Genomic DNA, 22035 nt, shown 5'->3' on the forward strand with positions numbered 1-22035 from the left:
TTGCCTCTGCGTTGGTGTTCCTTAGGGTAAGCCGCTTGAAGGGTACGAAAGGTCGCCTGTCGCTATGATCAATAACATCAAAACAGTCCTCTGGGCGGTTGGGCTTGTGTTGACCACGACACTTGCGGTTTTTGCACAAGAAAACGCTATGCCAAACTATGTCGGTACGGCGGCTTGCGCCGATTGCCATATTGACGCGATCGAGGCGTGGGAAGGGTCACACCATGCCAAGGCCTGGACCCCGACATTGCCGGAGAATGTTCTGGGTGATTTTGACGACACCACCTTTACCCTCAACGGTGTGACGTCGCGGTTTTACCGCGAAGACGGCACTTATATGATCGAAACCGATGGCCCCACGGGCGACATCACCAGCTATCCGGTTCACAGCGTGGTCGGCATCGAACCCTTGCAGCAATATCTGCTGGAAACCGAACCGGGCAAGCTTCAGTCCTTTGATGTGGTCTGGGACACCGAAGAAAAGCGCTGGTATCACCTTTATCCGGATCAGGCGCTTTATGCGGGGAACGGACTGCACTGGACCGGTCCCTACAAGAACTGGAACGCGCGCTGCGCGGAGTGCCACGCTACGGATTTCGACAAGAACTACTCTCCGGTCACCCGCAGTTATTCCAGTATGCAAGCCGAAATCGGTGTCGGCTGCGAAGCCTGCCACGGGCCCGGTGAGGCGCATCTGGCCTGGGCCAACCAGCTTGAAACCACGCAATCTCTCTGGACCGGCCTGACGGAAATGGGCTTTACCATCGATATGTCCGCAGGGGGCGAAGCATATGTGCAGCAATGTGCAACCTGCCATTCGCGCCGCGAACCTTTTGACGACGGCAACCCGCTGCCCGGAACGCCCTATCACGATGCCTATCGCCTGAGCCCGTTGCGCGACGGAAGCTATCATGCGGACGGACAGATCCTCGACGAGGTCTATGTTTACGGCTCGTTCCTGCAGTCCAAAATGTATGCCAAGGGGGTGACCTGCAAAAACTGCCATGAGCCACATTCGGCGGAGCTGCGTGTGGAGGGCAACGGGCTTTGTACGCAATGCCATTCCGAGGCGGGCAACCCGGATTTCCCGACACTGACCCGTCAGATCTACGACGATCCGTCCCACCACTTTCATGAGGTCGGGACTGAAGGTGCACAGTGCAAAAATTGTCACATGATCGAACGTGATTACATGGTCGTGGACGGGCGACGGGATCACTCGTTCCGTATTCCGAGGCCCGATCTGAGTATCGAGACCCGGTCGCCGAACGCCTGTAACGACTGTCACAGCGAAGAAACCGCATCATGGGCCGCTGCGGCCATCGAAAGCCGGTTTCCGGACAGTTTGCACCGTGGGCCGCATTATGGGCAGATCATATCGGCGGCCCGCTCGAACCTTGCCGCCAATACCGACGCTTTGGCGGGGCTTGCCGAATACCCCGAGATGCCCGGTATCGTGCGCGCAACCGCGCTTGAAATGCTGACCAATGTCGCGTCGCCCGATCTTGCCGAACGGTTGGAACCCTTGTTGCGCGACCCGGATCCGTTGGTGCGTGCGGCGGCGGTCGGCGTTCAACGCGGCGCACCTGAAACCGTTCGGCCTGCCCGGCTTACAAATCTGTTGGCGGACCCGGTCAAGACGGTGCGGATCGCGGCGGCGCGCGAATTCCTGAGCTTGCGGATCGCGCGTATGCCAGACCGTATTTCGCAGAACCTGAGCGCCGCGATGGGCGACTGGCAGGGGTCGTTGACGGCCAAGATGGATTTCCCCGAAACGCATATCGTCATGGGCGGGATCGGGCTGACGACGCGTCGGATGGACTCTGCTTTGCGTGCGTTTGGCGAGGCGACCGTGCTTGATCCACAGTTGATCCAAGCCTGGGTGATGATGATCCGAATCCATGCCGCCATGGGCAATGCCGAAGCCGCATTGGAAACGGCCGATCGCGCCATTGCAGCCAACCCTGATAGTGTCGAGCTGTATCTGTTGCGGGCGGATTTGCTGTAAGGAAAAGCGACTGTGTCCCGGAGTGGGTGCGGGTGACGTGATTTGCGACACACCCTTACGTGGCATATTGAAGTCTGCGTGCTTCGGGTATCTACGGTGCGTCCCATCTGCCGAAGAGCTACAACCAAGTTTTGCTGGCTGGCATAGGGCGCAAATCTCGCCAGAAGCTGTCCTGGCAGCGTGGTGACTGCGCTCGATACAATCTGTTGACTTGGCATATGGCTTCGTCATGGAACCGCATCAACCTGTTCGAAATGAATTTTGCACCGACAAAAAGCGCGACTTCTACACGAAGTTGCTTTCACGGCTGAAGGTCGGGTGGCCTTCGTCGCACCTATTCTATTCTCATATTGCGCTATATGACTGAAACGGCAGCGCATTCAGAAAGGTCATGGCGGCGCGTTCGAGATCGCGCATTTCCGGAAAACCTCGGAGCTTCACAATAAAGGCCATGTTGGGACAGCGCGCGCACAGACGGTTACGAATGGCGATTTCTTGGGGCGAATTGGTGAAGGCAGGTTTTCGAACCATTCCGTCGTGACCGATGCGCCGTTCGGCAGATCCCGTGTCAGCACCGCGTAGGTGGCGAATGTCGTACCGTGCAGGATGAGCCCGTGTCGAAACCAAAACGCACTCCCGCAAGGATGATAGCGTCTGTCGGGTGGGGCGCTTTGTGTCAGATCGCAGCTGGGACATCCATGCACTAGGTCTTCCGCAGCCGAAACATCTGCCGCTTGGTCAAATCCAACGTGTCCGCGCCGTTCTGAACACTCAGCCATCCATCATCGACCTGGGCCAACACTTCTACACGGCCAACTCGCGCTCGCTCATCATCACCGATCCCATGCCTGATCACTCTCAATCGTTTTAGGGCAGAGTGACACCTCTGCTTCGCTTATGGGTGACACTTCGGCTTTGAGATCAAATTCCGATTTATTTTATAATCTGTATTATGGTGTTTAATCTACGGCCTGCCCTTTGAAATCTATCGCATATATGTCCGGGATACACTATGACTGTTGCCTTTTTTGTTGATGTGTTCAAAGCCGTGGTACCGTGCAAAGGTCTCCCTCGGGCGACGCTGAGCCAGACGATACCGCACCGCCGATCAGACCAGCGCGGCCTCGGCCCCCTCGGGCAGTTCCTGCCGTAAAGCCTTGAGGTTACGTTCCAGGGTTGAGGCCTTGGCGGTGCCCAATAGCACAGATGTCGTCGCCGGATGGCGAGACGCAAAATGCAGCGCGGCGGTGGGCAAGGGCAGACCCGCGGCCTCGGCCCGGGATTGCAGCGACGCGACGCGATCCAGTATCTCTCGTGAGGCGGGACCGTAACCGTAGGTTGCCCCCTCGACCGGGCCTGTGGCAAGGATGCCGGAGTTGAAGACACCACCCAACACCAGACTGCTTCCGTCCTCGCGGCAACGTGGCACCAGGTCTGTTTCGGCCGATCGGTCGAGCAAGGTCAGTCGCCCGGCCAGCAGGATCGCGTCAAGCGGCCCATGGTCAATCACCTCAAGGCAGACCTCGCATTCGTTAACGCCCAGCCCAAAGGCACCGATGCGCCCTGCCTCCTTCAGTCGGACCAGACGCTCATAGCCGGAACCGAAAAAATCCTCCATATGCCCGGCATTTTCATCGCCATGGGTGAAGCGCCCGATGTCATGCACATAGAGGATCTCAATGTGATTCCGATCCAACCGTTCGCAGCTTTGCTCGAAACTCTCTTCGATGCCGTCACCGGAATAGTCATAGCGCACGTCGTTCTGGGCGGGGTTTACGAAACCGTCAGCCTCCGCGATCGGTGCAGCGGCAGGCGACAGAACGCGCCCGACCTTGGTCGAGACCACTGCCGCGTCGCGCCCCTTGAGGAACCGCCCGAGGCGTTGTTCCGCCAGACCCCGGCCATAGTGCGGCGCGGTGTCGAAATATCGCAGGCCTCCCGCCCATGCCGCCTCCAGCACGTCTGCCGCGTCGGCATCGTCAACCTCGCGATACAGATTGCCGATGCTGGCGGTGCCAAAGGAAACTTCCGTCACTTTCACGCCGGTTCGGCCAAGTTGTTTCCATGCCATCGCTGTCATGTCCCGGCCCCCTTGAACCGGTAGGTTTCGAGGCTGTCCGGTTTCATCTGGATCGAAAAACCCGGTTGCTCGGGCGGCATGTAGGCCGCGTCGCGGATCACGCAGGGGTCTTCGAAATGCTCGTGCAGGTGATCGACAAATTCGATCACCCGGCCTTCGCGGGTGCCTGCAATGCAAAGATAGTCGATCATCGACATATGCTGGACGTATTCGCAAAGGCCGACACCGCCGGCATGGGGACAGACCTTCAACCCGTATTTCGCCGCCATCAACATGACCGCCAGCACCTCGTTCAGCCCGCCCAGGCGGCAGCTATCGATTTGCACGACGTCGATGGCGCCTTCCATGATGAACTGTTTGAACATGATGCGGTTCTGGCACATCTCGCCGGTCGCCACCTGCACCGGGGCCACGGCCTCGCGTATGCGGCGGTGTCCGGCGATGTCGTCAGGGCTGGTCGGTTCCTCGATGAACCACGGCTTGGCGAAGGCGAGCTTTTTTGTCCATTCGATTGCCTCGTCCACCTCCCAGACCTGGTTGGCGTCAATCATCAGATTGACGTCCGGGCCAACCGCCTCACGGGCGATGGTCAGGCGGCGGATGTCGTCCTCCAGGTCGCGGCCGACCTTCAGCTTGATGTGGTTGAAGCCTGCATTCACCGCTTCCCGGCACAGGCGGCGCAGCTTGTCGTCACCGTAGCCCAGCCAGCCGGCAGAGGTCGTGTAGCAAGGATAGCCCTCGGCCTTGAGCGTTGCAATACGGTCAACTTTCCCGGCCTCCAAGCTGCGCAGATGTTCCAGCGCCCATTCCGGTGTGATGCAGTCCGTCAGGTAACGAAAGTCTATGCAGCGCACGAGGTCCTCAGGGGCCATGTCTGCGACCAACTGCCAGACCGGCTTGCCCTCGGTCTTGGCCCAGAGATCCCAAGCAGCATTGACCACGGCACCCGTAGCGAGGTGGATCGCGCCCTTGTCCGGCCCGATCCAGCGCAACTGGCTGTCGCCTGTTATATGACGCCAGAAGCGGCCCATGTCCTCGGCGATCCAGTCGAGCTCCAAACCTGTCACCAAAGGGCGCAAGGCCTCGATACCGGCGATGCAAATCTCGTTGCCGCGCCCGATGGTAAAGGTCAGGCCGTGCCCTTCGTGCGCGCCGTCCGTCTCCAACACCACATAGGCGGCCGAATAATCCGGGTCCGGGTTCATTGCGTCCGAACCGTCGCGCGAGTCGGACGTGGGAAAGCGGACATCGACCGTTCTCAGACCGGTGATCTTCATGCCTGCACAACCTTTTGCGTCTGCTCGCCCAGCCCCTCAATGCCCAGGCGCATGGTTTCGCCGCCCTTGAGGTAGACCTGCGGGTCCTGCCCCATTCCGACACCCGGCGGCGTCCCGGTCGAAATCACGTCGCCGGATTGCAGCGACAGGAATTGGCTGACGTAGTGAATGATATGGGCAATGCCGAAGATCATCGTCGCGGTGGATCCGTCCTGATACCGTTTGCCGTCAACCTCGAGCCACATCCTCAGGTTGCCGACGTCGCCAGCCTCGTCCGGCGTGACCAGCCAGGGTCCGGTCGGTCCGAAGGTGTCGCAGCCCTTGCCCTTGTCCCAGGATCCGCCACGCTCAATCTGCCATTCGCGTTCGGAGACGTCATTGATCACGCAATAGCCTGCAACATGGTCCAGCGCGTCGGCCTCGTCGATGTAGCGGCCGGGCTTGCCGATGACGATGCCGAGTTCAACTTCCCAGTCGGTCTTCTTCGAGCCGCGTGGGATTTCGACATCATCATTGGGGCCGCAGATTGCCGAGGTCCATTTGTTGAACACCACCGGTTCGTCGGGAACCGGCAGGCCGCTTTCGGCGGCGTGGTCTGCGTAATTGAGACCGATGCAGATGAATTTTCCAACGCGCCCGACGCAAGGGCCGATACGCGATGCGCCGTCGACGGCAGGCAGATCGTCGGCAATGATCTTGCCCAGTCGCGCCAGTCCGTCGGGGGTCAGCACATCGCCAGCGATATCGTCTACATGGGCGGACAGGTCGCGGATCGTGCCTGTGTTATCCATTAATCCGGGTTTCTCGTGACCTTTGGGTCCATATCGCAAGAGCTTCATCGCTGCCTCGTGTCTTCAGGTAAGTGGAACCGGACGCCACATGGGCGCCCGGTCGTGGGATAGGTTACTTGTAGAGAACCGCGGCGATCTCGGGATCGTCGATGTTCGTGGCGTCGTACCAATAGAAACCGGTGTCGATATCGGCTGCAACCGCTTCACCCTTGGCGGCAGCGACGGCGGCCTTTACCGTTTCGTAGCCGATGCCGACCGGGTTCTGAGTGATCGCACCGGCCATCAGGCCCTCGCGGATCGCGTCCATCTGCGCCTGACCGCTGTCATAACCGACGATCGTGATGCCTTCCGCGCCGCTCTCGCGGACACCATTGACGACGCCGATGGCCGAGCCTTCATTGGTGCCAAAAATACCCTTCAGGTCGGGATGCGCGGCCAGCAAGGCACGGGTGATCTCGGTCGATTCCAGCTGGTCGCCGCCGCCATATTGGCCCAACAGGCCCGAGCGTGCATATTTGATCGTTTGACGGAACAAAAGGCGTACGAGCTATGCGCCTGAATGCTGCAGGTACATGACGACGTTTTCGGCGGGGAACTTGAAGCCCCGCCCATCCGACACGCGTTCAGCACTGACCGGATATTTCGGCCTGTTGGGATTGATGGCGACGATGCGGAACAGCTCATCCTTCGAGCGGAATGTGCGGCCGTAGTCTGACGGCTCCAGCCCAAAATGAGGTGCAAGAACCTCGAACATGGCCTTGTCCGGGGAATAGATCGCGCCGTCCTCCTGCGGGATGCCGACGCGGAAGCTGATCTCAAAACTGTGGCGCAGGTCGATATCCGCGAGATCGCCCCCTTCGACTGTCAGCCCGTGGGTTTCTGCCACGGCGAGGCATGCCTTCATCATGTCCCGGCGTAGCTGATCGCAAAGCGCTGGGGTCAGGTTACGTGGTGGTGGCACCTTGACCTGTGTTTGCGCAGGCGCCTTGGACGCGGACGGCTTTCGCTTGCGCGGGGGCTTCTTCATGCAGTTGGCACCTCTGTGGTCTCGTTGACAGCCAGCATTTCAGCCTTTGCTTTATAGACAGTCCCGCGCGAGATCCCCATCTCGCGGGCAATTTCCGTTGGGGAGAGGCCAGCACCGAGTTTGGTCTGAATGGCCGCCATATCGATTTTGGGCGGGCGACCCCGATAGACGCCTTTGCGTTTGGCGGCCTTGATCCCTTCGGTCTGCCGCTCGCGGCGGAGGTTGGTCTCAAACTCCGCAAAGACGCCAAGCATGTCGAAGAATGCTTTGCCCGTCGCCGTGGAGGTATCCACGGGCTGCTCGGTGGCCGCCAGATGGGCACCCTTTTCCTTCAGCCTGGCGACAATGGCCTGAAGATCCTGCATAGAGCGGGCCAGGCGGTCGATCCGTGTGACCATCAGGGTTTCACCTGGATGGATGAAGTCGAGGATCGTCTTCAGCTCGGGACGACCCTCAAGCGTGGCCCCACTGCGCTGTTCCTGGCGCACCATCCCACATCCTGCGGCTGTCAGCGCCTCGATTTGGGCATCGAGGTTCTGATCGACGGTAGATGTTCGGGCATAGCCGATTTTGGGGCTCGATCTGTTCATTTTGGGTGTGCCTATGACGATATGTGTTCAATATATCAAAATAGGCCCAAAATGAACAGGTATTCCACGGCGGTTGGTGTTCATGCGCCGCGCCGCTTTGGGTATACCCAAAATGAACTCGTTGTGACTGCATACAGGGCTATGGTTTGATGACATGGAAAGGGAGAGAATACCATGTCGTCCAATCTGCACCCCGTCGATGAGATTCAGAAAATTCGGGAGCAAGTTAAGGTGCTCAAGACCAGAGAGGCGGAATTGAAGGCGATGATCGTATCCGGAGAAGCGAGTAAGGAAGGCCAGTTTGTTCGGGCGCAGCTTATCACCCGGAAGTCTAAGCGGTTTAACCGTCAAGCCGCTGAGGCGGAGTTGGGTAGCATTGATCGGTTTTTAGTGGAGACAGAAGCAACCATTCTGAAGTTGGAAATCATTGGGGATGATGACTTTGGTTTGCTGGAATAGGGCGGGTTTTGTTCTCGGCGTGTTCTCTCAGAAGCCCAAATATGCAGCTTCGGGCCCCTTGGGCCAACTCGTACCAATTCCGTACTCCATCAGCCCTTGCGTGGCGTTACCTCTGCATGTGCTTGTAGCGTTGCTGCGCTCCGTTACAAGGAATACAAAACCCAGAAGGTAAGAAACCAATGGCACCAAAACACACATCGGCCCGAGAGCAGCTGGCCAGAGAACTGATCCGACACGCCCAGGAACTGGCCCTGACCACGCCGGGGAGCGGGATATCAACGGAGATCGCTTTGGCCGCCTTGATTGGCGCTGAGAACAACATCACACTGCGGCGGGTGGCAGACGCGATGGAAAAGCTTAGCGGAACAGAATAGCGCCTATGGTCACACAACTCAAACGCGGCGGAACGCGGCTCACAACAATACCCCAGCATGTGATCTGGATGGAATGCGGCTGCGGGCGGAATGCGCCTGTCAGGGTGTCTCACCTGCTGGCCTGTGATAACCCGCCTGAGACTGTTACCGATGTTGTTGAGCGGGTGCGGTGCAGCGGGTGCGGTGTTCGTGGGGCCAAGGACTTCAGGATAGTTTACAACCCCGAGGGCGGCGCTGCGTTTAATGCGATGCGAGGTTCTGAGCAAAGGCAGGACTAGAGGCCCATTATTCGTCCGTCAGTGGTTGGGGTGATTGACCGGCTACAGCTGCGTTTACTGCTCGTACGGAACGATAGCTTGCCCACCAATCCAAGCAGGCAAAAGCTGCGGCGGATAGCGGCGGCGGCGGGATCGAAGGCAACTTACGGCAACGAGGAAAACTTAAGCCAATTGGTCCCATCGCCGCCGTCATTTTCGGCCCTTACCTGCCGCTGGTCGGACAAGTTTTTTGCTGCGATGCGGCCCGTCGAACCTGCCGTTCGCTGCATGAGCAAAGCCTAGCATCGCTCGAAGTCACAGACTCCGGACAAAGCGTGCTTTCGCTGCGGCTGCGTCAATGGCGGCTATAGATGGCGTTTCAGACCTTCACGTTTGACTGCAAAGGTCTGTGCGCCTTCACTGGTTAAAACTCTGAGCGAGAAGCACCGGCCGTCATTGGGCACTCTGCTGCCTGAAAACCAGCGCGTTTGGAGGTAAAGTTTTCTACTATTTATCCTCGGCTTTCATTGCAATCGATGTATCGCAAAGCCCACTAACACCCTGGCTTTAGGTCCAGTTGCAGATGCCCTGAGCTTTTAGTCTCGCAAGACCGCCATGCTGTCGCTGTCCCACGCCGCCCAGATCGGGTCATCGCCGATGGAGTGTCCGGTGTCGGCATCCACAAAAGCCCGCAGTTTTGCCCCATCGGTCTGATCCACGACCATATCCACGGCCATGCGACTGCCAAGGAACGTCTTGCTGACCACATGGCCCTGCACCGCATTGGGCAAATCAGGGCGCGCCTTGTGAAAGCCAAGCTTTTCCAGCCTGACAGAGGCCGTGATTGATGCGCCTTCTGTGGGAACACCAGATGGGGCATGGCCGCGAAGCGTCTGTCCGAACCAGTCCATGACAACCGCCTCACCGTCGACGCCGCGCATCTTGCCGGAAAGCAGGTTTGTCTCACCAATAAATTCAGCCACAAACCGGCTTTGCGGGTGGAAATACAGGTCTTCAGGTGTGCCATCCTGTTCGACGCGGCCTTTGTTCATCACGACGATCCTGTCCGACATCGTCAGGGCCTCTTCCTGATCGTGGGTGACAAAAAAGAACGTCTTATGGGTCTGACGCTGAATGGATTTCAGTTCGCGCTGCACCTGTCCGCGCAGCTTGGCGTCCAGCGCGCCGAGTGGTTCGTCCAGTAGCAAAAGCGCCGGGTCCGGGGCCAATGCCCGCGCCAGTGCCACACGCTGTCGTTGCCCGCCCGACAGCTGACCGGGGTAGCGATCCCCGAAACCGTCAAGTTCAAGGAACGACGTGATCTCGTCCAGCCGCCGCTTGATCGCGGATTTGTCCATGCCCTTAAGTTCCAACGCAAACGAGATGTTCTGCTGCACGGTCATGTGCGGAAAAAGTGCATAATCCTGAAACACCATATTCACATGGCGTCTTTCGGGCGGTTGGTTTGTGACGTCCTCTCCGTCGAGGATCACGCGCCCGGTGTCGGGGCGCTCAAACCCGCCAAGGATGCGCAGAGTCGTGGATTTGCCGCAGCCCGACGGGCCAAGGAACGTCACGAATTCGCCTTCTGCGATATCTAGCGACAGGTTCTCCAGTGCGACCGCATCCCCGAAGCGTTTGGATATTCCGTCGATGTGGACAAGCGGTGACGTCATGTCTGACTCTCCTTGTTAGCGCGGCGGGTAAACCGTTCGGCCCAAATGCCGATGGCGGCGGTCAGCACAAGCGCCACCGTGGCAATCGCATTGATTTCAGGCGACATGCCGGACCGCAACATTGCGAAGATAAGCACTGGCAGTGTCGGCTCGTATCCTCCAAGGAAGAAGGACCGCACAAAATCGTCAAAGCTCAGCAGCAGGCAAAACACGCTGGCACCCAAGATCGCAGGGACGAGATACGGCAATGTAATCCGCATGAACGCCATCAGCGGGTCAGCGCCCAGATCACGCGCCGCTTCGATCTGGCTTTTGGGCAAGGTCGACAGTCGCGCCATCACGACCAGTGTTACAAACGGCACGTTATGTACGGCGTGGGCCCAGATAATCGCGCCCATACCCGGCTCGATCCCCAGCATGCGGGCGTAGATGCGGAACGCGATGGCGGAAATGATCCCCGGCACCAATGCGGGCAGGACCATCAGTCCAAACGTCACCGCGCGGCCCCAGAATTTACGGCCTTCCAACAGCACCGCGATCCATGTTCCGACGATAACGGAAATGAGTGTCGACAGGATAGCGATGACAACGGAATAGCCGAAGGTGTACAGCACCTCTGCATCGGAAAATACGCCTGTGTACCAATCCAGTGTCCAGGACCGGATCGGAAAGCCGATGAACTTGCTGTCCTTGAACCCCATTACAATCATCAAAATGAGGGGCACAAAGACGTACAAGACAAACGCCCAGTACACGCAGGCCAGAAAGATGCGATTGCCACGGTTCAGTTCAACCCGGCGGTTCATTTCGTGTCTCCTTTGCGGAGCATGTTCATCACTTTCTGAAAGACGCCGGTGATAACCAAAGCAGCGGCGAACATGATGACGGCAAAGGCCGCGCCCGTTGGCCATTCGTCGCCCGCGACATGGAAGAAGCCTGCAATGGTCTCTGCAAAGACCGTTGTTGATGGTCCACCCAGCAGCACCGGCGTTGCGTAGAACCCTGTTGAGATCAGAAACACCAAAATGCACCCCGATGAGATGCCTTCGATGGTCAAGGGCAGCGATATGCGCCGGAACCGGGTCCAGGCGCCTGCTCCAAGATCTGCGGCGGCTTCGTTCATGCTCTGCGGCAGTTTTTCAAGCGCTGAATAAAGCGGCAGCAGCATGTAAAGCGCGGTCAGGTAGACGATACCAATCCCCATCGAAAAGCTGGTATACATGAAGGGAATAGGCCGGTCGATCAGCCCCAGCCATTTAAGAGCAAGGTTCACAGCGCCCGTGTTGCCCAGCAGGATCATGATCGCATAGGTGCGCACAATTTCCCCAACCCAGAACGGGATCAGCAGCAGCAACAGCATCAGCATCTGGTTCTTGCGGCTGACGTGGCGGGCAAGGAAATAAGCGACCGGATAGGTTAGGATCAGCGTGCAGAAGGTGAACACCGCAGCAAAGGTCAGGGTGCGAAAGAACGGCTGCCAGAAAATGCGATCTCCGAAAAACCGCATGTAATTGTCGAAGGTGAACGCTTGCGGTGTGCCCGGTGCCACAGGATAGGCGTCAATCAAAGACACGCGCAGCATCTGAAGCATCGGTCCAAGATGCTGCGTCAGAAGCCAGAGGATCGGGAACGCAGCAAGGATGATAAACTGCCTGCGCGGCGACGCCGTCAAAATAGCCGAGAATGCGCGATACGGACCCCAATTGGCGACCCGCCCCCAAAACGGACGATCACCCGACGGCGCAGTATGGCCATCACGGTCTTTTCGCACGGATGCGTCATAAGTCATCTGACATATACCTTTCTCGGCGGGGTATCAGTGTCGGCCCGCCACGACGCGCGGCGGGCCTTTGAGTGGCGCGGATCAGGCGGCTTTGACTGCCTCGACCGCTGGATCAACAAGACCGTACTTCATCTCGTTCGCCTCTGCGCGGAAGAACTGGAGGTTTGCCAGTTGCTCTTCCGGGAACGACGTCGATTTCTTTTCGAGATCGGTCAGATAGTTCGACGCGTCTTTGTAGGTCGAGATAAAGCCGGACGCCTTTGTCATTGCCGCACCGATTTCGGGCGAGGCAAGGATCGCGTCAAGGAAGGTGTAGGCGTTGTCCACATTCGGCGCGTTGTTGGCGACGTTGTACGTGTAAACAAAGCCGTAAGAGCCTTCGTTCGGGATCGTCATGGCAAGCGGGAAACCGTCATTGATCAGCGCCGCTGCTGGCCCGTTCCAGCTATGGCCAAGGGCGATGTCCTGGTTGACCATCATCTGCTGGAATTCTGCACCGCTGTCATAGTACTTGCGAACCAAAGGCTTGTGATCAATCAGGAATTGCTTGGCCTCTTCCACGATCGCAGCAGCCTTTTCCGGGTCGTCCATGTATTCGACCATGTTGCCATCGTAGCCCAACTTCAGCATCACGATCGACATCATATCCTGAATGATATACGCGGTCTGACCGGAATACTTTTCTGAGAAAAGCGTGTTCCAAGTCATCGCTTCTTCCTGCGAGACGAGTTCAGTGTTGTAAGACAGAACCTCCATCCCTGACAGGATCGGCGCGCCCCATTTTTCGCCATTGATCGTGGACCAATCGCTTTCCGAGAAAGTAGGGTTGATGTTGCCCCAGTTGGTCAGGCGGCTGGTGTCGAGCGGTGCCAGCAATTCGCTGTCGATGAATTGCAAGAAGCGGTGTCCTGCGACTGTCATGATGTCGACGGTCGGGTTCGGCTGTTCAGCGGCAAGCAGGTTGAACTGTTTGCCCTGATCGTCCACCAGACGCACGTTCACCTTGATGCCGGTTTCGGATTCGAACTGTTCCTTGAAGCTTTCGGGTACAAAATCGTTGTAGGTCCAGATGTTCACCTCACCACTGCCCTGCGCAGACGCGCGGCGCAGATAGGCCGGGCTTGCCACCGCGGCGCCTGCAAGTGCGGTTGTGCCGATGAAACGGCGGCGGTTCATCAAAAGCTTGGTCATGTCGTCATCTCCTTGTCGTTGTTTATTGTTTTGTTTCCGTACGCTTAGTGTTCACGACGCTAGGTCAACTGTCTAGCCCAACAGCCCGGTACGGGCAGCCTGCTGCAAGTCGTTAAGGCTGTAACGCTCTAGATCAAGCGCAGTCAGCAATTCGTTTTCCCGTGCGAAATCGCGGTCGTACATGGCCGAGAACATCTCGATCCCGGCTTCATGCAAAACCGCAGGCCGGTCGACCAGACGGCCAAGAACAGCGGTCAGTTGCAGGCCATATGGCACGTCTTCGGTCACGTAACGGCTGTCAGCGGTCGCAGGACCAGTGCCGCCATTTCCCTGTGCATGCATCTGCTGGTTCATCTCTGAAATCGACGCCACGGGGACGTGAAAGCTTAGGTGGAAATGCTCAAAGATGGTTTTCACGGACAGGCCCAAAACCTCTGCGATGGCCAAACGCTCAAGGTCCAGTTTTTCCAGCAGCCGTCCCACCTTGGGTGTCACGTTTTGCCCTTGGCTCCAGACCTCTCCGCGTTCCATGCGGGTGATGTTGCCAAGCGCAATGCCCAGATGGTTCTGCGGGTTTAGGTTTGATAACGAAATCGCCAGCAGACCGTCACGCGGTTGGAACCGATCCCCGAACAGGTTTTGGCACAGGGCCAGTGCTGCGTCGGATGCGGTACCCGGCACGGTGCATAAATCCACCCGGCTGCGCACGGTGTTGACCCGCACCACCGGCCCGTCTTGCCGCCGTCCAGTGACGACTGTTGTCCCCCACGCGGTAATCGGGGCTGACACGTTGCGCGCTTTCAGCAGATGCATCAGATACACCGCCCCCATCGACGCGTGTGACGACACAATCACGTGCTGGCCGTCGCGGATATGCGGGGCCAGTGCATCCATGACAGTCTTGTGGCCGTACCCCGGCAAGGCGATGATCAGAACATCGTTTTCCGACACGAGATCTTCCGCCGAGGCTGCGATGCGGGGTGAGAATTTCAGGTCAAGCGCACCTTCCGCCGTGACCCCACCTTCAAGACCTGCAGTTCCCGCACCCGAGGGCGACCATAGCATCGGATCATGGCCCTGATCCGCCAAAAGCGCCGCCGTCCCCAACGCGATGGACCCTGCCCCCGCAATACCAACCTTCATACCGATCATACAGTGTCCTCCGTTCGGACTGGATCCCCTAGGACGTGCATCAACCGATTGGCCCAGCCAAAAAGTGAAGATGACAGGATCAGGTCCAAGATCTCTTCGTCTGTCAGCCCAGCCTCACGCAGCGCAGCCATGTCGTCAGCGCTGGCGCTAGGGACGCCTTCGGACAGTTTCCGCGCAAAGGTAAAAATCGCAGCGTCGCGCGGCGACAGGTCAGCGTCCGTGCCTTGCGTAAAAAGCTTGTCCGTGACGTCTGTGCTTTTTTCCAACTTGGCGTGCCTGTCGGCATGTACCGCTGCGCAGTAGATGCAGCGGTTGACCATGGAGGCCGCAATCGCCCCCAGCTCGCGCTCGGCACGCGACATGCCGCCTTCGTCATACATGATGGCGTTGAACAGTGGCGAACGGACAGAAAGGCTTTCCACGTCATGCGCGAGCGTCAGAACATAGGCCGACACTTTGGTGTTGGACGGCGTGACTTTCAGCGCATCAAGCTGTTCTGGCGTGGCCTCATCAAGGTTTACCGGCGTCACACGCGGTCGCCATTCCGGCACCCGGCGTGTGAATTTGTGGACGATGCGGCTCATGTTTTGGTCCCTTGCATTAGCCGCAAACCCGCAACAACGCGGACCTGATAGGCCACAAACGCCACCAATTCGCACAGGCGCACGATGTCAGCGTCGCTAACGCCCGCATTTTGCAGTTGGGCAATGTCGTCCGCCGCAATGTCTTTCGTTGCGCCTGCCACCTTGTCGACAAAGGCGACCAGCACCGCATCATCCGTACCACCGTTCTGCGCCGGATAGCTGATATCAGTACGCGCACCGGCAGCCTGCGCATATCGTTGAGCCAGCTCCATATCCTTCGCCCGCGCCGCGATACGGGCTGCGAGCGCCGCGCGCAGATCATGCGGAAAAGCGCCACAGTCTTTGGGCCGCAGAACCGCGTCCTCTGCCGCTTGCGTCATCTCAAAGATGTTGGCGCGGGTCTGGGCCGCATCTGCGATCTGTCCGCCCCCTTTTGCCCCTGCCGCCAAGAGCGTTGTCGTCTCGAAAAGGCTCATGCAACCTTGCCCTTCTGGTCGTCCTGAGGAAGCTCGGTCGGTTCCCATTCGTGGCCCAGCAGTTCGGGTTTGTCGTAGTCTTGCATGGCCTGCCAATGGGTTTCGACATCTTCTGCATACAGTTTCGCTGCGACTTCGCGGGCAAGCCATGCCGCCCCGTCGCTGATGCCCGGAATGTCACCGCTGACTTTGCCAAGGCTCGCCGAGGCACCGTAATTGAAGCAATACACATTGTTCAGCCACGGCGCGGTGCCTGGCTCTTTCTCACGGAACGTGAAATCCGGGTTGAGGTAGGGAAAGCGTCCCAGATCCGCGTTCTTTTCGTCTGTCGGCGGCGTGTAGACGTCCTCCCACAGCAGGATGTTGCCCGCAGTATCGCCAAATTCGGTGCGCGCCATCGGGTCAATCACAAACCCGGTGCCAAGGATGACGAAGTCGGCGTAATAGGATGTGCCATCGGCAAAAAATATCTCGGCACCCGCACCACGCTGTTCGATGCGAATCGTTTCCTTGCCAAAGTGGAAATACGCATTTTCATGGCGGCTGACGCGCAGGGTTGATCCGTGCGGCGGTGGCGTTTGCGTGGCAAAGGAATACTGCATGAACCGCCAGCGCCATTCATCCGGCAGGGACGCATAACCTGCGGTAAAACCGAAACTGCCGATCCCCATCATCTTGTTGATCGTCGGCATGTCCGCACGCCGCACCAGATGCCGGACCTCACGCGCGCCGTGTTCCAACGCCTCGGCGGCATTGTCGACCGCGGATGCGCCTACACCAATCACCGCCACGCGCTTGTCCTTGAGCGCGGTAAAGTCAATGTCATCCGCGCTGTGCGCCCAAAGAGCGCGCGGCAAGCCTTTTACGAAGCCGGGAATGTTCGGGCCGCCCGTCCCGTCGCGCCCTGTGGCAAAGATCAGCTTGCGGCACTGGATGGTGTCCGTGTCTGCCCCCGTCACAGTAAGCCGCAACAAATCGCCTTCGGGTTCCACGTGATCCACTGACACGTTATTTTCCACCGGCACGCCCAGAGTATCGCGATACCATTGCAGGTATTCCATCCACATCGGCCGCGGAATTTTATCAAGCGCGTCCCACTTTGCGGCACCATATTGGGCGCGATACCATGCCTGAAAGGTCAGTGCGCCATGACCAAAGGCCGGCCCGGTCAGCGTCTTAGGAGAGCGCAACGTCTCCATCCGTGCATAGGTCAGCCACGGCCCCTCGCGGCCTTCGGGGGCACGGTCCAGGACACGCACATTGTGCATGCCTCCGGTCTTCAGGGAAAACCACGCAAGCGTGCCGCACATACCGCCGCCGATGATGACGATGTCAGCCACCCCGTCTTGTTCCGGCACCCAGTCTTTGCCCGGATAGAGCAGACAATCGAGGTTCGCCTTTACTTGCGCTTCAAGGCCCGGAAGACCCAGGTCGTCAAATTGCGGAATTTCATGCAAAGTCATCAGGTCAATCCCGTTTTTTGGAGTTTCGATTCGGCATCACGCGGCCCCATTGGACCAGTGCGGATGCAAATCATCAATGCGGTAAGGATGAACATGCTGATGGTTCGGTCCCGAAGTTTTGGTTTCGCGGAGATGCGGATGATCGGCAGGCAACTCGGGATGTGAATGCGCGCGTTCAAGCGGATCATTCGCGGGCCAGACCCGAAGCGTGACCATCGTCATTGTCGCACATGCCAGCGACAGTATAAGCATAGCCATCTCGAGCGACACCCATGTCGCCATCCAACCGGCAAGCGGATAGGCCACAAGCCAACCTGCGTGGCTAAGCGAGAACTGCGCGGCAAACACCGCCGCACGGTCAGCTTTCTGCGCAGAGCGCGTGATGACCACACCGCCGGGCGTCAGGACAAGTGATGAGGCCAGACCAAAGCCAACCCAGACGACTGCCAACGCTGAAAGTGGCGGGTTGGGCAGCAAGGCAAACACAACGCCGACCACGGCAAACAGGAACGCGCCACCGCTCATCACGCGGCGTTCTTGCAGCCGTTTGACCAACCTTGGCACGAACACCGCACCAATAGCCGCACCCAAACCGTAAAAGCCCATGAGCACGGGAAAGTACGTCTCGGATGACCCAAGCCGTGCACCGGCATAAACAACGCTGTTCACAAGCACCCAACCCATCGCCAAAGACAGCGCAAAGTTAAACAGAAACAGCCCTCTAAGCCGGGGTGTCCTGACATAGATCGACACGCCCTTCGATACACGCTGCCAGAAAGGCGTCTTGGTCGTCTCAAGGCCATGCGGCGGTATCCGGGCAAAGAGGATCGCCCCTATCGATCCCGCAAACGCGACCGACGCGACAAGAAACAGCGACTCTCCGGCAAGGGCTGTCAGCAGCAGGCCCGCGATCACCGGACTGAGCACCGCTTCCAACGTGTAGGCAATCCGCGACCATGACAAAGCACGGACGTAAACGTCTTCCTCTGCCACCACGTCGGGAATAGTCGACTGATACAATGGGGTAAACCCAGCGGACAGGGCAAAGAACACGAAGGACAGACCGGCGATAACCCAGATGTTCGTGGTCAACGCCATTGGCAGCAAAAGCAGCATGCGTCCGATATCCAATGACACCAACGCCACTTTGCGCGACACCCCGGCCAACAGGCTTTCAGCCAGCGGCGCAAGGCCAACATACGCGATCATCTTCAGGGCAAACAGAAGACCCAGCACCTGACCAGCGGCCTCGGCCCCGCCAATCCGGAAGGCAGCCAGCGACAAGGCGACGGTCAACAGGCCGACCCCTACAAGCGAACAGATTTGCGCGCCGAACAACCACCGGAAGTTTGGGTTGGCCAACGGGCTGGTCATGAAGCGAGCGTCTCCTGGGTTGCGTCCACCGGAAAGAACCGCGCTGTGGCGGGATCGGCACGGTAACAAGAATGATAGTCGGATGCAGAGAACGCAAGCGCATCAACCGCCTGAATCACATGATCCGCCTTCTCGTCGGTCATCAACGCCGATAAATTAAGCCGCACCCAACCGGGTTTTTCAAGTTCGCACCCTTCGGAAATGGCGCGTTCAAGGCGTTGCGACTGCGCTTGGTCCAGATGCAGCAACCGATGCGCGTAGGACCCCGCGCAAGCACATCCGCCGCGTGCTTGAATGCCTGCCACGTCGCTAAGGAGACGGGTAAACAATTGCTGATGGATATGACCTCCATGCCCGTCACGCACGCGGAACGAAAAGATCGGCAGCGCGCCGGATTGCACCGTTCCCAGCATGTCCAGCCTTGGATTGCATGACCAAATGTCTTCGGCGCGCCGTCGCAATTGCTTTTGCCGCGCATCCAGCCATTCCTGACCCAAAGCTTCCTTGACCAGCATCGCCAGTGCCACGCGAATATCCCCGATGACGTTCGGTGTGCCAGCCTCTTCGCGCGCCGCAATCCGGTCTGAATAGGTGTGTCCCCAAGGTGAGACAAAACTGACCGTGCCACCACCGGGCAGCGACGGTGTGCACCGCGAGACAACCGCGTTTCGAACAATCATCACGCCACTTGCCCCCGGGCCACCGGGAAACTTGTGCGGAGAAAACACGATAGCATCCTTGGCCGCATCCGTCCCTGACTTCATATCCATAGACATATACGGCGCGCCGCATCCGTAGTCCCATACGGCCAATGCACCGCGCGACTTTAGCAAGCGCGTTACGGCGTCAACATCCGTCACGATACCAGTCACGTTCGACGCCGCGGAGAAAGCGCCGACAGTCAAATCTGCGCCCGCAGCTTCATCCAAAGCGCACCCCAACGCGTCAAGGCAAGGCCCACCGCTGTCGCCCTCTGGGATTTCCGTCACAGTCGCGCCGCTCTCGCGCCACGGCAATAGATTCGAGTGGTGCTCGTACGGTCCGACCAAAACGCTGACGCGACGGTCTTGCGCGACAAGACGGACGATATCCAGCAAAGCGACGATCCGGTTGATGGCCGCCGTCGATCCCGACCCGGTGAACACCACGCTATCACCAGCCCCCGCGCCAGTCATACGTGCGACTTCACTCCGCGCAGCCTCGCGCAGTCGCGTCACATACGATCCGCAATATGACGCTTGCGTGTGGCTGTTGGCATAGTACGGCAGGACATTATGTCGGATGAAATCTTCGACCTGGTCCAGCGCACGACCGGACGCAACGTAGTCTGCATACACAAGAGGTTTCGGCCCAAAAGGTCCGTCAATCTCGATCCCGTCGCCAATCAATCCGGAGCTGACCCAATCCACCACATCATCACGTCGCAGGGATCGACTGAAGCCGTCAAGGGGTTGCATGCTACCTCCGAAACTCGATTAATCTTCTTACTGTGACACGCTGTCGACCAAAATTTTCACCAAATTGATGCGCTTTACTTTCAATTATCCTATCATATGATAGAATAATGGCTACAAAACTGGATCAAATCGATTTCAAAATCCTTGCAGAGCTCCAACGCGACTCGGCGCAGTCCCAGCGCGCCCTCAGCGAAAAAGTTGGACTGTCGCAAAATGCGTGTTGGCGGCGTCTGAAGGCGCTCGAAGCCAGCGGTGTGATCCGCAATCGAACGGTTGTGCTAGACCGCGCGCAGCTTGGCGTTGGCTTGATTGTTTTTGTGATGGTCAAAACGCGACACCACTCTGCAGATTGGCTCAAGCACTTCCGCAGCCACATCTCTGCTATCCCTGAAGTCATTGATTTTTTCCGCATCGGGGGCGAATACGATTATCTGCTGAAGATCGCGACCAAGGACATGGCCAGCTATGACCGCGTTTATAAGCGCCTTATCGAAGGGGTCGAGCTTGAAACGGTCACATCCTATTTTTCGATGGAAGCCATAGAGGAACAGCGCCCTATCCGGCTTTTTTGACTTCAGCTACTATGCCGCCCTCGCGAGCAGCCCAAAGCGAAGCTTGAAATCGGGCGGACAAAATATCAACACAGCTTGAACAATAATTGCGCCAAATCGATGAAGACACATTGCGATCGCAACTATTCATCATGCGCAGACGCAAAACCCTTCCTCGAATGACCGCATTGCAACTGATTTCATACCTTGGAGCATATTGCAGCGTTGCGTGCTTTGGGCTCTCTACCGCCGTTAGATCGGTCGCAGCAAATCCGGTAGAGGGATCACAGGCCGCTGTCGTGGACGGCCCATTGCAGCCATTCACCGCACCATGCCACCGCTGCGATGCGGCCCGTCATTTCGGACTTTCGCTGCGGACGCGAAATCGAGCTGACGGCGAACTCACAGATCGCGGACAAAACCGCCGATCGCTATTGCAGCGGCAAGTGACCATGAGGCGCACTCAATTTGCTGGAACGAGTGCGGAACTGCGGCATGATTTCCATAAAGCGGCCGTTCGCAATGGTCGGAAGAGTCGGGTCCAATTCCCTCTCAAGCTATTTCGGAATTCGTAAAGGTTCGATATCAAGGCGATAATCTTCACCAACCCGAAACATGGTCCCGTTGGGAACCTGATACCAATGTTCCCCATGCGTGATAGGTTCGGATGCGATTTCAGCGGCAAGATAAGAACATTTTGGATCATGGTGCACATGTGCCTGACCGCAGATCGGACAGTTGTAAGTATGATCGCGCACGAGATAGAAAAGCGATCGGTTCAAGCAGGAACCGATCATATGCTCCCCGTCTGTTAGGATGATGTTCAGCCCAACACGTGCGTCGGGGTCAACTTCAGCACACCACGTAAGAATCTGCTCAAGCCCTAGCTTCGCAGTCTTAAATAGACCGCGTTCAGGGTGCTGCAAAAACAGGCCCAGAAGATAGCGAAAAATGTGCTCGCTATCCGTTGTACCTTTGATTTCGGATCTGTGCAGAGGGTCAATATGATCCAGCATCTTTGCCCGGACCTGATCAAAATTCGGGACCGTCCCATTATGGGCGAATATCCACCGGCCATGATGGAAAGGATGTGTGTTTTCTATACTGGTCCCTCCCACCGTAGCCCGCCGCACATGTGCCACGACTGTCCGTGCATAAACACGTGCTGCCTTTCGACTGAAATGCTCACCATGGAAGGCGGCCCAGACTTGTTTTTCAACCATCGGACTACCATTCGGGTAGTCGGCGACCCCCCAACCGTGACCGTGCGCATATCCCTGCATATCACCTTTGCTTTGTGCCATCAGCGCGTTTTGTGATTTTACGAGGCTGCATTCAACCTTCGTGGGTTCGTTAGCGTGCATAGCATAGAGTCGGCACATCGATTGTTTCTCCTGTCTCGGCTCTAAATAAGGGATTTTTTCATGTTCAGGCATGATCGAGATCAAATGCTTTGGAGTAATTT

21 protein-coding genes and 1 pseudogene are annotated in these 22035 nt (G+C 57.9%); 4 read left to right on the plus strand and 18 right to left on the minus strand.

What is annotated here, in order from left to right; translation table 11 throughout:
- Window positions 1–64 precede the first annotated feature (64 nt).
- Window positions 65–2008, plus strand: coding sequence for a multiheme c-type cytochrome (locus tag LC354_RS03730; protein ID WP_223421501.1), 1944 nt, complete (start codon window positions 65–67; stop codon window positions 2006–2008).
- 709 nt (window positions 2009–2717) lie between these two features.
- Here the strand turns inward: LC354_RS03730 and LC354_RS28240 are convergent.
- From LC354_RS28240 to LC354_RS03760, 7 genes and pseudogenes are all read right to left on the minus strand, one after another.
- Window positions 2718–2854, minus strand: a pseudogene (locus LC354_RS28240) (ISNCY family transposase); the annotation flags it as partial.
- A 262-nt stretch (window positions 2855–3116) separates the two neighbouring features.
- On the minus strand, window positions 3117–4088 hold the full coding sequence (locus LC354_RS03735) for an aldo/keto reductase (RefSeq protein WP_223421502.1): 972 nt from the start codon (window positions 4086–4088) through the stop codon (window positions 3117–3119).
- Window positions 4085–5365 carry an L-fuconate dehydratase gene (locus LC354_RS03740; protein ID WP_223421503.1) on the minus strand — a complete coding sequence of 427 codons (1281 nt, stop codon included), beginning with the start codon at window positions 5363–5365 and terminating at the stop codon, window positions 4085–4087. The genes LC354_RS03735 and LC354_RS03740 overlap by 4 nt, the downstream gene beginning before the upstream one ends.
- Window positions 5362–6204: a fumarylacetoacetate hydrolase family protein gene (locus tag LC354_RS03745; RefSeq protein ID WP_223421504.1), complete on the minus strand. Its 843-nt coding sequence runs from the start codon at window positions 6202–6204 to the stop codon at window positions 5362–5364. The genes LC354_RS03740 and LC354_RS03745 overlap by 4 nt, the downstream gene beginning before the upstream one ends.
- A gap of 64 nt (window positions 6205–6268) precedes the next feature.
- On the minus strand, window positions 6269–6691 hold the full coding sequence (locus LC354_RS03750; RefSeq protein WP_223421505.1) for a substrate-binding domain-containing protein: 423 nt from the start codon (window positions 6689–6691) through the stop codon (window positions 6269–6271).
- 12 nt (window positions 6692–6703) lie between these two features.
- The gene (locus tag LC354_RS03755; protein WP_223421506.1) at window positions 6704–7183 is read right to left on the minus strand and encodes a hypothetical protein; all 480 of its coding nucleotides are present in this window, start codon (window positions 7181–7183) and stop codon (window positions 6704–6706) included.
- Window positions 7180–7773: a recombinase family protein gene (locus tag LC354_RS03760; RefSeq protein WP_223421507.1), complete on the minus strand. Its 594-nt coding sequence runs from the start codon at window positions 7771–7773 to the stop codon at window positions 7180–7182. Before LC354_RS03760 ends, LC354_RS03755 begins: the two co-directional genes overlap by 4 nt.
- A gap of 174 nt (window positions 7774–7947) precedes the next feature.
- On the opposite strand from LC354_RS03760, the gene LC354_RS03765 reads away from it, so the two are divergent.
- Both LC354_RS03765 and LC354_RS03770 read left to right on the plus strand, forming a co-directional pair.
- Window positions 7948–8232 carry a hypothetical protein gene (locus tag LC354_RS03765; protein WP_223421508.1) on the plus strand — a complete coding sequence of 95 codons (285 nt, stop codon included), beginning with the start codon at window positions 7948–7950 and terminating at the stop codon, window positions 8230–8232.
- A 179-nt stretch (window positions 8233–8411) separates the two neighbouring features.
- Window positions 8412–8606, plus strand: coding sequence for a hypothetical protein (locus tag LC354_RS03770; protein WP_223421509.1), 195 nt, complete (start codon window positions 8412–8414; stop codon window positions 8604–8606).
- 853 nt (window positions 8607–9459) lie between these two features.
- Here LC354_RS03770 and LC354_RS03775 read toward each other — a convergent pair.
- From LC354_RS03775 to LC354_RS03820, 10 genes are all read right to left on the minus strand, one after another.
- Entirely contained in the window at window positions 9460–10539 is a 1080-nt protein-coding gene (locus LC354_RS03775; protein WP_223421510.1) for an ABC transporter ATP-binding protein, read from the minus strand.
- On the minus strand, window positions 10536–11327 hold the full coding sequence (locus tag LC354_RS03780) for an ABC transporter permease (protein WP_223421542.1): 792 nt from the start codon (window positions 11325–11327) through the stop codon (window positions 10536–10538). The genes LC354_RS03775 and LC354_RS03780 overlap by 4 nt, the downstream gene beginning before the upstream one ends.
- Window positions 11328–11341: 14 nt before the next feature.
- Window positions 11342–12328 carry an ABC transporter permease gene (locus LC354_RS03785; protein WP_223421511.1) on the minus strand — a complete coding sequence of 329 codons (987 nt, stop codon included), beginning with the start codon at window positions 12326–12328 and terminating at the stop codon, window positions 11342–11344.
- Window positions 12329–12403: 75 nt separating this feature from the next.
- Window positions 12404–13513 carry an ABC transporter substrate-binding protein gene (locus LC354_RS03790; RefSeq protein WP_223421512.1) on the minus strand — a complete coding sequence of 370 codons (1110 nt, stop codon included), beginning with the start codon at window positions 13511–13513 and terminating at the stop codon, window positions 12404–12406.
- A 72-nt stretch (window positions 13514–13585) separates the two neighbouring features.
- A complete protein-coding gene (locus LC354_RS03795) occupies window positions 13586–14665 on the minus strand; it encodes an NAD/NADP octopine/nopaline dehydrogenase family protein (RefSeq protein WP_223421513.1) in 1080 nt (359 codons plus the stop codon).
- Window positions 14662–15249 (minus strand): peroxidase-related enzyme, encoded by a 588-nt coding sequence (locus LC354_RS03800; RefSeq protein WP_223421514.1) that lies wholly within the window; start codon window positions 15247–15249, stop codon window positions 14662–14664. The genes LC354_RS03795 and LC354_RS03800 overlap by 4 nt, the downstream gene beginning before the upstream one ends.
- The gene (locus LC354_RS03805; protein ID WP_223421515.1) at window positions 15246–15725 is read right to left on the minus strand and encodes a hypothetical protein; all 480 of its coding nucleotides are present in this window, start codon (window positions 15723–15725) and stop codon (window positions 15246–15248) included. The genes LC354_RS03800 and LC354_RS03805 overlap by 4 nt, the downstream gene beginning before the upstream one ends.
- Complete coding sequence (locus LC354_RS03810) at window positions 15722–17188, minus strand: NAD(P)-binding domain-containing protein (protein ID WP_223421516.1); 1467 nt, start codon at window positions 17186–17188, stop codon at window positions 15722–15724. The genes LC354_RS03805 and LC354_RS03810 overlap by 4 nt, the downstream gene beginning before the upstream one ends.
- Window positions 17189–17224: 36 nt before the next feature.
- A complete protein-coding gene (locus LC354_RS03815; protein WP_223421517.1) occupies window positions 17225–18562 on the minus strand; it encodes an MFS transporter in 1338 nt (445 codons plus the stop codon).
- A complete protein-coding gene (locus LC354_RS03820) occupies window positions 18559–20019 on the minus strand; it encodes an aminotransferase class V-fold PLP-dependent enzyme (protein WP_223421518.1) in 1461 nt (486 codons plus the stop codon). Before LC354_RS03820 ends, LC354_RS03815 begins: the two co-directional genes overlap by 4 nt.
- Window positions 20020–20126: 107 nt before the next feature.
- Between LC354_RS03820 and LC354_RS03825 the strand changes: the two genes are divergently transcribed.
- Window positions 20127–20591 carry an Lrp/AsnC family transcriptional regulator gene (locus LC354_RS03825; protein ID WP_223421519.1) on the plus strand — a complete coding sequence of 155 codons (465 nt, stop codon included), beginning with the start codon at window positions 20127–20129 and terminating at the stop codon, window positions 20589–20591.
- A 536-nt stretch (window positions 20592–21127) separates the two neighbouring features.
- Here the strand turns inward: LC354_RS03825 and LC354_RS03830 are convergent.
- Complete coding sequence (locus LC354_RS03830) at window positions 21128–22006, minus strand: class II glutamine amidotransferase (RefSeq protein WP_223421520.1); 879 nt, start codon at window positions 22004–22006, stop codon at window positions 21128–21130.
- Between the last annotated feature and the right edge of the window lie 29 nt (window positions 22007–22035).

This window comes from Tateyamaria pelophila (assembly GCF_019966495.1).
GTDB lineage: Bacteria > Pseudomonadota > Alphaproteobacteria > Rhodobacterales > Rhodobacteraceae > Tateyamaria > Tateyamaria pelophila.

Excerpts from the sequence above, each read along its gene's own strand:
- LC354_RS03730 (WP_223421501.1), top strand. The coding sequence starts at position 65 with ATGATCAATAACATCAAAACAGTCCTCTGGGCGGTTGGGCTTGTGTTG.
- LC354_RS03735 (WP_223421502.1), bottom strand. The coding sequence starts at position 4,088 with ATGACAGCGATGGCATGGAAACAACTTGGCCGAACCGGCGTGAAAGTG.
- LC354_RS03740 (WP_223421503.1), bottom strand. The coding sequence starts at position 5,365 with ATGAAGATCACCGGTCTGAGAACGGTCGATGTCCGCTTTCCCACGTCC.
- LC354_RS03745 (WP_223421504.1), bottom strand. The coding sequence starts at position 6,204 with ATGAAGCTCTTGCGATATGGACCCAAAGGTCACGAGAAACCCGGATTA.
- LC354_RS03755 (WP_223421506.1), bottom strand. The coding sequence starts at position 7,183 with ATGAAGAAGCCCCCGCGCAAGCGAAAGCCGTCCGCGTCCAAGGCGCCT.
- LC354_RS03760 (WP_223421507.1), bottom strand. The coding sequence starts at position 7,773 with ATGAACAGATCGAGCCCCAAAATCGGCTATGCCCGAACATCTACCGTC.
- LC354_RS03765 (WP_223421508.1), top strand. The coding sequence starts at position 7,948 with ATGTCGTCCAATCTGCACCCCGTCGATGAGATTCAGAAAATTCGGGAG.
- LC354_RS03770 (WP_223421509.1), top strand. The coding sequence starts at position 8,412 with ATGGCACCAAAACACACATCGGCCCGAGAGCAGCTGGCCAGAGAACTG.
- LC354_RS03775 (WP_223421510.1), bottom strand. The coding sequence starts at position 10,539 with ATGACGTCACCGCTTGTCCACATCGACGGAATATCCAAACGCTTCGGG.
- LC354_RS03785 (WP_223421511.1), bottom strand. The coding sequence starts at position 12,328 with ATGACTTATGACGCATCCGTGCGAAAAGACCGTGATGGCCATACTGCG.
- LC354_RS03790 (WP_223421512.1), bottom strand. The coding sequence starts at position 13,513 with ATGACCAAGCTTTTGATGAACCGCCGCCGTTTCATCGGCACAACCGCA.
- LC354_RS03795 (WP_223421513.1), bottom strand. The coding sequence starts at position 14,665 with ATGATCGGTATGAAGGTTGGTATTGCGGGGGCAGGGTCCATCGCGTTG.
- LC354_RS03800 (WP_223421514.1), bottom strand. The coding sequence starts at position 15,249 with ATGAGCCGCATCGTCCACAAATTCACACGCCGGGTGCCGGAATGGCGA.
- LC354_RS03805 (WP_223421515.1), bottom strand. The coding sequence starts at position 15,725 with ATGAGCCTTTTCGAGACGACAACGCTCTTGGCGGCAGGGGCAAAAGGG.
- LC354_RS03810 (WP_223421516.1), bottom strand. The coding sequence starts at position 17,188 with ATGACTTTGCATGAAATTCCGCAATTTGACGACCTGGGTCTTCCGGGC.
- LC354_RS03815 (WP_223421517.1), bottom strand. The coding sequence starts at position 18,562 with ATGACCAGCCCGTTGGCCAACCCAAACTTCCGGTGGTTGTTCGGCGCG.
- LC354_RS03820 (WP_223421518.1), bottom strand. The coding sequence starts at position 20,019 with ATGCAACCCCTTGACGGCTTCAGTCGATCCCTGCGACGTGATGATGTG.
- LC354_RS03825 (WP_223421519.1), top strand. The coding sequence starts at position 20,127 with ATGGCTACAAAACTGGATCAAATCGATTTCAAAATCCTTGCAGAGCTC.
- LC354_RS03830 (WP_223421520.1), bottom strand. The coding sequence starts at position 22,006 with ATGCCTGAACATGAAAAAATCCCTTATTTAGAGCCGAGACAGGAGAAA.